General features: G+C 60.5%; 10 protein-coding genes. 2 read left to right on the forward strand and 8 right to left on the reverse strand.

What is annotated here, in order from left to right:
* Nucleotides 1–163: 163 nt before the first annotated feature.
* The 5 genes from AB5Z25_RS07355 to AB5Z25_RS07375 all read right to left on the reverse strand — a co-directional run bounded on the left by AB5Z25_RS07355 (nucleotide 164) and on the right by AB5Z25_RS07375 (nucleotide 4,173).
* On the reverse strand, nucleotides 164–868 hold the full coding sequence (locus AB5Z25_RS07355) for a transaldolase (protein ID WP_368135187.1): 705 nt from the start codon (nucleotides 866–868) through the stop codon (nucleotides 164–166).
* A gap of 324 nt (nucleotides 869–1,192) precedes the next feature.
* The gene (ulaA, locus tag AB5Z25_RS07360) at nucleotides 1,193–2,584 is read right to left on the reverse strand and encodes a PTS ascorbate transporter subunit IIC (protein WP_196033455.1); all 1,392 of its coding nucleotides are present in this window, start codon (nucleotides 2,582–2,584) and stop codon (nucleotides 1,193–1,195) included.
* Between the two features lie 71 nt (nucleotides 2,585–2,655).
* Nucleotides 2,656–2,931, reverse strand: a complete 276-nt coding sequence (locus tag AB5Z25_RS07365) for a PTS sugar transporter subunit IIB (RefSeq protein ID WP_022094539.1) — start codon at nucleotides 2,929–2,931, stop codon at nucleotides 2,656–2,658.
* A gap of 75 nt (nucleotides 2,932–3,006) precedes the next feature.
* Entirely contained in the window at nucleotides 3,007–3,453 is a 447-nt protein-coding gene (locus AB5Z25_RS07370) for a PTS sugar transporter subunit IIA (protein ID WP_117582968.1), read from the reverse strand.
* A 9-nt stretch (nucleotides 3,454–3,462) separates the two neighbouring features.
* Nucleotides 3,463–4,173: a transaldolase gene (locus AB5Z25_RS07375; protein WP_368135188.1), complete on the reverse strand. Its 711-nt coding sequence runs from the start codon at nucleotides 4,171–4,173 to the stop codon at nucleotides 3,463–3,465.
* A gap of 348 nt (nucleotides 4,174–4,521) precedes the next feature.
* On the opposite strand from AB5Z25_RS07375, the gene AB5Z25_RS07380 reads away from it, so the two are divergent.
* Nucleotides 4,522–5,313 (forward strand): DeoR/GlpR family DNA-binding transcription regulator, encoded by a 792-nt coding sequence (locus AB5Z25_RS07380; RefSeq protein WP_368135189.1) that lies wholly within the window; start codon nucleotides 4,522–4,524, stop codon nucleotides 5,311–5,313.
* Between the two features lie 45 nt (nucleotides 5,314–5,358).
* On the opposite strand, the gene AB5Z25_RS07385 is transcribed toward AB5Z25_RS07380, so the two are convergent.
* Nucleotides 5,359–6,186 (reverse strand): HAD-IIB family hydrolase, encoded by an 828-nt coding sequence (locus AB5Z25_RS07385; RefSeq protein WP_368135190.1) that lies wholly within the window; start codon nucleotides 6,184–6,186, stop codon nucleotides 5,359–5,361.
* A gap of 75 nt (nucleotides 6,187–6,261) precedes the next feature.
* Between AB5Z25_RS07385 and rlmKL the strand changes: the two genes are divergently transcribed.
* The gene (gene rlmKL / locus AB5Z25_RS07390; RefSeq protein ID WP_368135191.1) at nucleotides 6,262–8,829 is read left to right on the forward strand and encodes a bifunctional 23S rRNA (guanine(2069)-N(7))-methyltransferase RlmK/23S rRNA (guanine(2445)-N(2))-methyltransferase RlmL; all 2,568 of its coding nucleotides are present in this window, start codon (nucleotides 6,262–6,264) and stop codon (nucleotides 8,827–8,829) included.
* Between the two features lie 95 nt (nucleotides 8,830–8,924).
* On the opposite strand, the gene AB5Z25_RS07395 is transcribed toward rlmKL, so the two are convergent.
* Together AB5Z25_RS07395 and AB5Z25_RS07400 are read right to left on the reverse strand one after the other, a co-directional pair.
* Nucleotides 8,925–9,638 (reverse strand): response regulator, encoded by a 714-nt coding sequence (locus tag AB5Z25_RS07395; protein WP_368135192.1) that lies wholly within the window; start codon nucleotides 9,636–9,638, stop codon nucleotides 8,925–8,927.
* 4 nt (nucleotides 9,639–9,642) lie between these two features.
* Nucleotides 9,643–11,268 carry an ATP-binding protein gene (locus AB5Z25_RS07400; protein ID WP_368135193.1) on the reverse strand — a complete coding sequence of 542 codons (1,626 nt, stop codon included), beginning with the start codon at nucleotides 11,266–11,268 and terminating at the stop codon, nucleotides 9,643–9,645.
* Nucleotides 11,269–11,393 lie beyond the last annotated feature (125 nt).

Raw genomic sequence — 11,393 nt, forward strand, 5'->3', positions numbered from 1 at the left:
CCTTTGTCCACGGCAGGATATGGAAGCCAAACACCAACCTACTAGCAAGTTCGTGTCGGCAGCCCCGGCCTTTCCTTTGCCTAGCGCGACCCTCGCGAAGCGCGTGAGCGATAGGGAAAGGAAAGGCCGGGGCGAACAACCCTCGGCGCAGCCAGCGTTCGCGTTACGGCAGGATATGGAAGCCGAGCGAGGCGATATCCTTGGCAAAGCCGCGCACGGTGTCGAGCGAGACCTCGTAGGGGTCACGGCCGATGTTCTTGCGCTTGGCCAGGATGCTGTTGGGCACCGTGATGATCTGGCAACCGCAAGCTTCGGCCTGGTAGATGTTGATGAGCTCGCGCGTGGACGCCCACAGGACCTCGCAGTTGGGCTTGACGGCGGCCTTCTTGACCGACTCCGTCACAAACGGAATGGGATCGACGCCGGTATCGGCGATACGGCCGGCAAAGAGCGAGATGATGGACGGCGTCTCGGCGTCAACGGCCTCGACCATCTCATCGACCTGCTTAGGCGTAAAGATGGTGGTGACGTTGACCTTGATGCCGTCGGTCGAAAGCTTGCGGACCAGCTCGGCGGTGGACTCGCCCTTGGTGGTCACGCACGGGATCTTAACGTAGACGTTCTCGGCCCAGGTAGCGATCTCGCGCGCCTCGACCTCCATGGTCTCGACGTCGTCGGCAAAGACCTCAAACGACACGGATACATCGGTGATGTGGGCCAGGACCTCCTTGGCAAACGCGCGGTAATCCGTCACGCCGCCCTTCTTCATAAGGGACGGGTTGGTCGTGAAACCCTGAACGTTGCCGTTCTCGTACATGTCGAGCATGCCCTCGAGGTTTGCGCCGTCAGCGAACACCTTGATTGCCATCTGCCTGATTCCTTTCGTTTGCACGCGAGCGTTGAACTGCTAAACACTTTACCTACGTTCATCAAGGCGTGAGCTGCGGGTTTTTATCTTCTCGGCGAACGGTTTTGCAGATTTACCATTTTTATATCGACGCCCCAGCGGCAAAACGTTTTTGCCGATCATCGCGGTTGATTCCGTTCACGGAACAGAAGCAGCGCCTTGCCGGCTCGTTTTCACAATCGCCCCAAAGCAAAAAGCGGTGACGCCTCATTTGAGACGTCACCGCTTCCGTGTAGGAGCCGGTTATCGGAGCTCCGCCCGATTAGGGCTTAACGTACGCCTGGATTACTCTTCCTCAACGTGATTGATCACAGCACCCTTGGTGTGGATGAAGTTGGGGACGAAGGCGACGACCAGAAGGACAGCGAGAATCGCGTAGACACCGGTGGTACCGAAGGCCTCGGCAGCGCGGCCGAGCGTAATACCAATGACAGAGAAATCGAAGTCGCCGAACGTAGTGTTCTTGAAGCCAAAGACGTCAAGAACGGGCAGGAGCAGGGCCGGGGCAAAGGTGATGAGCAGGCCGTTGACGAAAGCACCAAGAGCTGCGCCCTTGCGACCGCCGGTAGCATTGCCGTAGATGCCGGCGGTAGCACCGCAGAAGAAGTGGGGAACCATGCCCGGGATGATGAAGATGCCCAGGGTAGCGCCCACGATGAACATACCGACCACGCCACCGATGAAGGAAGCGACAAAGCCGAGGATGACGGCAGTGGGAGCATAGGGGAAGAAGACGGCGCAGTCGACGGCAGGGATGGCGCCAGGGATCAGCTTGTTGGAGATGCCCTGGAAAGCCGGGACCAGGTCGGCGAGGATCATACGAACGCCGTTGTAGACGATGGTGACACCAACGGCGAAGGACAGGGCACAGGTCAGGGCATAGACGATTACATTGTCGCCGCCAGCGGTCTTGGTAACGACCGCAGGATCTGCGATGTAAGCGGCGAAAGCGGTAACCAAGTAGAAGAAGGCCATGGTAAGAGCCGTGGAGATGGTGGTGTCGCGCAGGAAGGAGAACTTCTCGGGAACCTCGATCTTCTCGGTGCTGTTCTCCTCGGCGTCCTTAGCAAAAAGCGTACCGACTGCAGCGGAGATGTAATAGGCGAGTGAACCGAAGTGGCCCATGGCGATTTCATCGCCATCGGTAACCTTCTCGGTGAAACGCTGACCAACGGCGGGAAGCATAGCGCTCACGAGGCCCAGGAACATGCCACCCACGATGACAAGCTGGACATCCTGGAAGCCAGATGCCTGCAGAACGGCAGACAGCAGGCAGGCCATAAACATGCTGTGATGGCCCGTCAGGAAGATGTACTTAAACTTGGTAAAGCGGGCAATGATAATGTTCACGACGTAGCCGAGAATCAGGATCATCATAGTCTGAACGCCGAGGACGCTCTGAGCCATCGAAACGACGACCTCGTTGTTGGGCACGACGCCGGTGATGTGGAAACCGGTCTCGATGAAGGTACCCAGCGGAGCAAGGTTCTCCTGAACAACAGCGGCGCCGGCAGACAGCATGATGTAACCCAGAATGGGCTTCAGGGTGCCCGTCATCACCTTGTGGGCAGGACGCTTAAGCGCGACAAGGCCCACAAAGGCAAATAGACCCATGATCCATGCTGGCTTGGTCAGAATCGATTGGATAAACTCAAGTATGGGAAGGATGGCTTGCATCTGCGCTTCCTTTCTCTCTAACGTGGGCGCGTTTCCCTCTTCCACAGGGAACCGCCCTTTTTTGTGCCGCTTTAGGCGTTAGCGGCGGCCGCCTTGATTGCCTCGAGGGCGTCTTCGCGGATCTTCTTCTTGTTCACATAGCTGCGAACGATCACAACGTTGCCGTGGAGCTCGGGAGCGAGTTCCTTAACGGTGATGAACAGATCCGGATTTGCGGAAGAAGCACCGTTCAGGTCCATAGACTCAACGTCGGCCTTGATGCCCTCCTCCTCGCAAAGCTCCTCGACTTTGCCAGCGAGCATCAGGCTAGACCCGATGCCGTTTCCGCATACGGTGATGATATGCATGGCAACCTTCCTCTCCTACACGTGACGGTTTTCCGTCTATCCAAAAGCGGCGACGCATCGCCGTGCCATTAAGGCCTAAAAGAATGAACGCATGGTCTCCAAAACCTGCTCGGGCGTATCGCATGCGCTGAGCTTGGCAACGCAGTCTTCGTCCTCGAACATCTGCGAAAGCTCCGCCAAGCAGCCAAGATGAGCCTTGGGGTCGGGTGCGCAAATACCCACAAGCACGTGAACCGGATCGAAATCCTCGTGTCCAAACGCAACGGCAGGGTCAAGCGTGACGATACAGATTCCCGCTTCACTCACATTGCCATCTGCCTGGGCGTGAGGCATGGCGATGCCCTCTTCCAAGACCATATAGGGGCCGAATTTGTGAACCGATGAAATCATGGCGTCAACATAGCTCTGGTCGCATTTGCCAGCGTCTACGAGCAACTTACCGCATGCCCTGATCGCTTCCTCCCAGTCGGAGGCCTCGACGTGGCAGGCAACAAGCTCGGGTTTAAGAAGATCGGTCAGCATACTCGTCCCCTACTCCTCGGGCAAGATATGAAAACCAAGCGCCTGAACGTCGCGGGCAAAGCCCTTGACCGTATCAAGCGAGTACTCAAGCAAATCTTTCCCGAAATTCTTGCGCTTGGCAAGAAGGGCATTGGGGACCGTAATGATCTGGCATCCAACGGACTCCGCCTGGAAGATATTGAGGACCTCGCGCGTAGACGCCCAGAGAACCTCGGCAGCAGGCTTAACGGCAGCCTTCTTTACGGACTCCGCCATGAGGGGCAGCGGATCGACGCCGGTATCGGCAATGCGACCGGCAAAGATGGACAGAATAGAGGGGGTCTCGGCAGAAACGGCATCGACGAACTCGTCGACCTGCTCGGGCGTGAAGATAGTGGTGACATTCACCTTGATGCCGTCGGCAGAAAGGCGCTTGACCAGCGCGGCAGTAGACTCGCCCTTGGTGTTGAGCGCCGGAATCTTAACATAGACGTTATCTGCCCAGGTTGCAATCTCGCGAGCCTCGGCCTCCATACCAGCCTCGTCATCAGCGAAAACCTCAAAAGAAACCGAGACATCGGTAATGTGCTCAAGAACCGTCTTGGCAAAAGCGCGGTAGTCGGTCACGCCGCCGGCCTTCATAAGGGAAGGATTAGTCGTGAAGCCCTGAACGTTGCCATTGTCATGCATGTCAAGCATGCCCTCGAGGTTAGCGCCGTCGGCAAACACCTTGATCGCCATGTTCGGTCCTTTCTCATCTAACGCTATTGCTATCGAAAGCCTTCTTCTTTGTTTCAAAAGCTTTTCGGTTTTCTTTTATAAACCATTTCAAAAGCTATCGAAAGCTCAATTGTCAACCTTCCGTGAACGGTCGAATATCGGGTGTGAACGTGCTTCTTTTGGGCGGCACCTCCAGAACAAGCCCCTCTATACGCTATTTAAGTGCGAACTATCTGCTACATATGCATTCGGGACATGCCATTCCGTTCATTTGATTCATACGATTTTGCCTTGTTCTTTTCATATCGATACGTTATATTTCGATTACGAAAGGCCCCTCTTTTGCCTTTCGTTCAAAAGGAGTGGCATATGGCATCTACTTCAGACCTTTCACCGGCCGAGCGTCAGCGATTTATTATGAACTGGCTGGCCGAAAAACCAAATATCTCGGTATCCGACATCGTTCGCCGTTTTTCGGTTTCGGAAGTCACCGCACGACACGACCTCGTCTCACTGGAATCCGAAGGCAAGCTGCGTCGCGTACGCGGCGGAGCGGTATCGCTTTCTCGCTCCAACGCAATCTCGTATCCCGAGGAGCGCATCAATGTCCAAGTCGAGGCCAAGGAAGCCATCGCCGCAACCGCAGCAACTCTTGTTGATGATGGCGATGTTCTGGTAATTGATATCGGCACCACAGGCTTTTACTTCGCTAAGGCCCTCATGGACAAGCGTGAGATCACCATTATCACCGGCGATCTTGCAATCGCGAACTACGCCAGCTTCAATCTCCCCAATGCTTCGGTAGTGCTGCTGGGCGGCTCCGTGCGCAAGGGCCACCTCTATCTCGCGGGCGCACTAACGCTCGACTGCATGAGCAAACTACATGCCGACAAGGCGTTTGTCAGTGCCGACGGATTCCACCCCGACCACGGTTTTACCGTCGAGCACGACTTCTCGGCCATGATCAAGCATATGTACCTTACCAACTCAAACCAGGGCTACATGATGGTTGACCAGGGGAAGTTCAATAAGACCAGTTTTTATCAGTCCGCGCAGATCGATGACCTCGACGGCATCATCGTTGATGGAGACGACGAGGGCATCATGACGGCGGCGATCGAGAGCAGTCGCAGTCATCCCAAGCTCTATATTGCAAAATAGCTCAAATGGCCGGGTCGCCCCCACTGCGGGCGACCCGGCCATTTATTAAATCAACCCAAAATGGCGCATCGCTGTGACGGTGCCATCGTGTGCGACATCGTCGGTCACGTAGTCGGCGACTGCCTTGACCCCGGGCATGGCGTTGCCCATGGCTACAGCCGTCTCGACGGCGGCGAGCATACCCAGATCGTTGCCGGAATCGCCAAAGCCAAAGGTGCGCGCGTTGCCGGTGCGACCCAGGTATTCCAGCGCTCGCGCCACGCCCACGCCCTTGTCGATGCCCTTGGGGCTCAGCTCGCGATTCTGACCACCGGTGTTGCACAGCTCAAAGTTGCGATTGATAAAGCCGTCATCGTTGGCTACACGAGCCAAACTGGGCACATTGAGGCATACCTTGCCCACGCGCAAGCTGCCGTCGATGCGCATCTCCTCGGCGCTGTGCACCACAGAGGTACCGATTAAAGACGAGCGCTCAACGCCCACAGGCTCCAGCGCAAAGGTCGCAGCATTGGACTCGAAAAAAACCTCGATGCCGGCATCCACAACGCGATGCGCAAGCTCCTCAACAATGTCTTCGTCAAAGCAGTCCTCATGCACCACGCGGCCCTCGACCTCGAGCGTCGCCCCCGCCATGGCAACGATACCCGCCGGGTTCAGCGCGCGCAGGCCATCGGCAATCAGCCACAAGGGACGACCCGTGCAGATAAATGCCCGGTGACCCGCATTGCGCAGACGACCAAATGCATCGATAACGGACTTCGACGGATGGACTGCATTGAAGTCCTTATCGGTCATATCGTCGGGATCGAACGACGCCAGCGTGCCGTCCACGTCAAAAAAGAGCACAGCGGATTCGGGGCACGCATCAATCATATGGGTTCCTTTCGAGGATAAGGGCAAACGAAGCATCCATCATATAATGGAGCGACGCAACCAGAGAGGTCACCCATGGAATTTTACGCAAGCTGCCCCGAGGGCTTTGAGTCCGCACTCGCCGATGAGCTTAAACGCCTCGGACTTTCGCATGTCCGCCGCCTGAAAGGCCGCGCTACATTTGAGGGCGAGCTCGAAGAAGGCTACCGCGCCTGTCTGTGGTCGCGCCTGGCGAGCCGCGTGTTCGTGGTACTCGGGCGCTTTGAGGCGCAGGATGCCGACGAGCTGTACGATAGCGTTTACGACATCGCCTGGGAGAGCATCGTCCGCCCCGGCGCCACCATCGCCATCACAGCCCGCGGCGTGACCGAGCAGCTGCGCAACACGCGCTTCTCGGCCCTGCGCGCCAAAGACGCGCTGTGCGACCGTCTGGCCGAGACCACGGGCCGTCGCGCCGACGTCGATGCTGCCGACCCCGACGTTCACCTGCTGCTTTCGCTGCGCCAGCGCCGCGCGAGCATCAGCCTGGACCTTTCAGGCGACCCGCTGTTCAAACGCCTGCCGCCCGCAGCGACCCGCGCCGGCGAGGGCGCGCACGTGCTGCGCCCCGACTACGCCGCCCTGGTGCTGGCGCAGGTCGGCTGGACCGCACTGTGCGAGCGCGAGCTAACGGCCGACGATTACGAGAACGAAGCCCTTCCCACGCTGGTCGACGCCTCGTGCGCCGGCGGCGGTCTGCTGCTGGAGGCCGTGAACATTCTGACCGACCGCGCCCCGGGCGCCGCACGCGAGCGCTGGGGCTTTGAGGGCTGGCAGCTGCACGACGCCGCCCTGTGGGAGCAGCTGCTTGCCGAGGCGCGCGAGCGCGAGACCGCGGCGCGTGAGCGCCAGGCGCGCATCGTCGCCGTGGACATTGACCCCGCCGCCCGCAAGACTGCCGAGCGCATGGTCAAGTGCGCCGGCTACAAGCGTTTTGTCGACTTTTGCGCTGCCAAGCCAGCCACCGTGCTGGACCACGCGGGCGCCGTCGCCGGTGCCGCCGTGGTCGCGGACACCACCGAGACCCCGCTTTCGCTCATGCACGACGCCATGACGCTGGTCGGTGAGCTGCGCCGCGCGCCCGAGCTTTCCGCGGCGCCGGTCGCCGCGCTCACCCGCGATGGATTGCTGGCCCGCGCGCTCCACGCCGAGCCCGAGCGCTCGATCGCCGTCATGCCCAATAACGAGGAGGCAACTATTGAGGTTTGGCCCTCGCTCGACCACGCCGCCGCGGCGTTTGAGGCTTCGACCAGTGCGGATGCCGAGGCCGAGGTTGCGGATGCCAACGAAGTCAACGACAACGCCGCCAACACCCCCATGCCCGAACCTGCCGCCACGCTCGACCTGGGCGACGGCAAGCCGCTGCCCGTGCTCATCCCCGAGTCGGAGCAGTTCGCCAACCGTCTGCGCAAGAACGCCCGCCTGCGTCGCAAGTGGGCCAAGCGCGAGGGCGTGAGCTGCTACCGCGTCTACGATGCCGACCTACCCGATTACTCCGCTGCCATCGACCTGTACGAGGGTTGCCCGCAGACGCCGGGCCGCTGGCTCGTCATCGCCGAATACGCCGCGCCCAAGACCATCGACCCCGCACTGGCCCAGGCCCGTATGCTCGACATCTTGGCCATCGCGCCGCGCATCCTGGATGTTCCGGCCGAGCATGTGCACGCCAAGGCCCGCATGCGTTCGCGCGGCGGCTCGCAGTACGGCAAGCAGGGCGCCGGCAAGGGCGCATCGGGCGAGCGTGCCAATAACGCACGCCGTCGTCTGCCGCTCATCGAAGAGGGCGGCCTCACCTTTGCCGTCAACTTTGACGACTATCTGGATGTGGGCATCTTCCTGGATCACCGCGTCACCCGCAACCTAGTGCGCGAGCACGCCAAACAGGCGCGCCGCTTCCTCAACCTGTTCGCCTACACCGGCACTGCCACCTGCTACGCGGCCGATGGCGGCGTCGAGGAGACCGTGACGGTCGACCTCTCCAACACCTATCTGGACTGGGCCGAGCGCAACATGCGCCAGAACGGCTTTGTGGGGCCGCAGCATCATTTTGTGCGCGACGACGTGCTTGCCTGGATTCGCGACCAGCGCCAGACGCGCAACCGCTGGGACCTGATCTTTGTCGACCCGCCCACGTTCTCGAACTCGTCAAAGATGGGCCGCCGTACCTGGGATGTCCAGCGCGACCATGTTGAGCTTTTGGCCGGCGTATCTCGCCTGCTCGCGCAGGGCGGCCATGCCATCTTCAGCTGCAACCTGCGCGGCTTCCGCCCCGAAACGCGCAAGCTCGCGCGCGCGGGCGTCGTGCTGGAGGACATTACGGCGCAGACCATCCCCGAGGATTTCGCGCGCAACCAGAAGGTGCATCATTGCTATATCGTGCGCCGCCTGCCCATCGAGGACGCCATGGCCGAAGTCGGCTTTAGCGCTGAGGAGATTGCCGAGCGAACCGAGGAGCTGCGCAACCCCGAAGCCCGCAAGCCTCGCGCAACGACGCCCGTGCACGCGCAGACCGGCAACGGCAAGTCCAACTTTGCCGGCAAACCCTCCCCCGCCGGCAAGCCCAAAAAGAAGAAGTTCTACGCCAGCAAGCCCAAGGGCAAATAAACAAAGTTGCGGTGGAATAGTTCCTAAAAATGCCTGTTAAAGGCGCAAACAGGAACTATTTCACCGCAACTCATATTGGGATGGTGGTCGGCGATCTAGCCTTGGGTGACCAAGCGATAGCCGATACCCACGTGCGTTTGGATATAGCGCGGGTGCGCGGGGTCGGACTCGATCTTCTTGCGCAGCGTGCCCATAAAGACACGCAGGCTCGCCAGGTCGCTCTTGGTTGCCGTGCCCCAAATCTCGTGCAAGATAAACTGGTGCGTCAGCACCTTGTCGGCGTTGTGCGCCAGCAGGCACAGGAGCTTGTACTCGATCGGCGTCAGATGCAGCTCCTCGCCATCCATCGTGGCGATGCCGGCATCAAAATCGATATGCAACTCACCGGCATCGAACGAGCCCTCGGAGGCAACGCCGCCCGTTTGTGCATACGAAAGGCGCCTGAGCGTCGTGCGAATGCGCGCGAGCAGCTCCTCGACCGAAAACGGCTTGGTCAGGTAGTCGTCGGCGCCGGCATCGAGCGCGCGAATCTTGTCCGCATCCTCGCTGCGCGCCGAGACCACAATGATCGGCATGCCCGACCATGCGCGCACCGACTCCACCACCTTGACGCCATCCATATCGGGCAGGCCCAGATCGAGCAGCACGATGCTCGGCGCCTGCGATGAGGCGGCGGCGATGGCGGCGTGGGCGGTCTCCACGGCCATATGGCGCAAGCCGTGCGCCTCGAGCGCGGCAACGATAAGGTTGCGAACGGCGGGGTCGTCCTCAACGACCAAGATGAGCGGTTTTACGGCAGAGTTCGGCACAGCGTTACTCCTTATCAAACGAAACGTCGGCGACGGGAAGCTCAATCGTAAAGACCGAGCCGTGCGGGTCCGCCGCGGCAACCTCTATGCTACCGCCATGCGCCAATGCAATGGAGCGGCAGAGCGAAAGTCCCAGGCCCACGCTACGGTGGCTGTCGGCCAAACCGTGGTTGGCGGTGTAGAACGACTCAAAGATTCGCTCGCGGTCCTCGGGCGCAATGCCCGGGCCGTCATCGGCCACCGAGCACGCCACGCGTCCATCGTCGACGCCAATCGAAATCACGATATGCGAGCCTGCGGGCGTATAGGTGATGGCGTTGTTCACCAGATTGACCACCAGCTGCACCATCAGGCGCGCATCGACGTTGACGAGCGCCGGCTCATCGCACGCCACCACCTTAAGGTCGTGCTCGCGCACGGCCGGACTTACGTGGCGCAGCGCCTCCTCGACGATATCGTCCATAAGCTCGAGCGTAGTCGACAGATGCATGCCGCCACCCTCGAGTTTGGTGATGGCGAGCAGATTCTCGACGGTGGCGTTGAGCCACAGCGCATCCGAGCGAATGGATAGAAGCAGGCCGCGGCGCGTCTGGGCATCGAGCACCGCGGTGCCGGTCGAGCCCTGATCGAGCAGCACGTCGGCATTGCCCGAAATACTGGTAAGCGGCGTGCGCAGATCGTGCGAGATGGAGCGCAGCAGGTTGGCGCGCAGCTGTTCGTTTTTGGCGAGCACCGCCGCTTCTTCGCGGGCCTCCATGGCGCGGGCGCGATCGAGCGCCAGCTCGCCTTCGCTCACGATGGCATCGGCAAGTGTCCGTTCCTCATGTGTCAGCACGTCGGGCTCGGCAACGATAGCCAGCACGCCCACCACCGAGGCGGGGTCGCCCGAGCGCACGAAGCCGTCGCCTGTGCGAACCGTCAGGTAGATGCCATAAAACGCCGATCCGCCATAGGTGGCATCGAGCGGCGTACCCACATAGGCGGACGCCGAGAGCCGCGGCGGCATCTGCGGCGCCAGCTCGTGCACCGGGGCGGCATCGCCCACGGCCGTGTACGTCGCACGCGGCAGCAGGTCATCGCCCTCGGCGTCGGCGCTGTACCACACGACCGGACAGCCCGAAAGACGCGCCAGCTGCGTGGCCATGGCGTGAACGATCTGATGCTGATCGGCGCAGCGCTGCAGCATGCGGTTGGTCTCGAGCACCATATGCGTGCGACGGTCGCTGGCGGCAGCCTGCGCCAAGGCCCGGCGCAGGGCTAACGCAATCGAGCTCGATACAAGCGAGACCACAAACATGATGAAGAACATGCCGGGATAGCCGCGGTCGATAAGCGACAGCGAGTAGCGCGGGTCGACAAACAAGAAGTTGTAGAGCGCCACGGCGGCAGCCGAGCTCAGCAAGCAATACAGGCGACTCCAGGTAAAGAATGCGCACAGCTGCACGGCGAACACATAGACGATCATGATGCTCGGCGCGAGACCCGGATGGTCGAGCAGCGCGCCCACAATCGTCGCCGCCACCAACAGCCCCACCGACACGCAGGCGTCATACAGAGGAGTGCGGCGCGTCAGCGTTGTGCGCCGCCACCAAAAGCTATCGGCAATATCGCCGTCCGTGCGGACGTCCATCAGCGACCCGCCCCTCTCTCAAAAACAAAAACCACCACAAAGGGACAGGTGAACTGCGCCCCGAAACTTGGACTGAACAAATAGCGACTACGCCGCAAGGGCCCGGTTCCGGAACTCCTCCGGCG

Source organism: Collinsella aerofaciens, assembly GCF_040910325.1.
In the GTDB taxonomy this organism is placed as follows: Bacteria; Actinomycetota; Coriobacteriia; order Coriobacteriales; family Coriobacteriaceae; genus Collinsella; species Collinsella aerofaciens_BL.

What these genes read in the sequence shown, in the direction of transcription:
- AB5Z25_RS07355 (WP_368135187.1), bottom strand. Translation starts at nt 868, where the DNA reads ATGGCAATCAAGGTGTTCGCTGACGGCGCAAACCTCGAGGGCATGCTC.
- ulaA (WP_196033455.1), bottom strand. Translation starts at nt 2,584, where the DNA reads ATGCAAGCCATCCTTCCCATACTTGAGTTTATCCAATCGATTCTGACC.
- AB5Z25_RS07365 (WP_022094539.1), bottom strand. Translation starts at nt 2,931, where the DNA reads ATGCATATCATCACCGTATGCGGAAACGGCATCGGGTCTAGCCTGATG.
- AB5Z25_RS07370 (WP_117582968.1), bottom strand. Translation starts at nt 3,453, where the DNA reads ATGCTGACCGATCTTCTTAAACCCGAGCTTGTTGCCTGCCACGTCGAG.
- AB5Z25_RS07375 (WP_368135188.1), bottom strand. Translation starts at nt 4,173, where the DNA reads ATGGCGATCAAGGTGTTTGCCGACGGCGCTAACCTCGAGGGCATGCTT.
- AB5Z25_RS07380 (WP_368135189.1), top strand. Translation starts at nt 4,522, where the DNA reads ATGGCATCTACTTCAGACCTTTCACCGGCCGAGCGTCAGCGATTTATT.
- AB5Z25_RS07385 (WP_368135190.1), bottom strand. Translation starts at nt 6,186, where the DNA reads ATGATTGATGCGTGCCCCGAATCCGCTGTGCTCTTTTTTGACGTGGAC.
- rlmKL (WP_368135191.1), top strand. Translation starts at nt 6,262, where the DNA reads ATGGAATTTTACGCAAGCTGCCCCGAGGGCTTTGAGTCCGCACTCGCC.
- AB5Z25_RS07400 (WP_368135193.1), bottom strand. Translation starts at nt 11,268, where the DNA reads ATGGACGTCCGCACGGACGGCGATATTGCCGATAGCTTTTGGTGGCGG.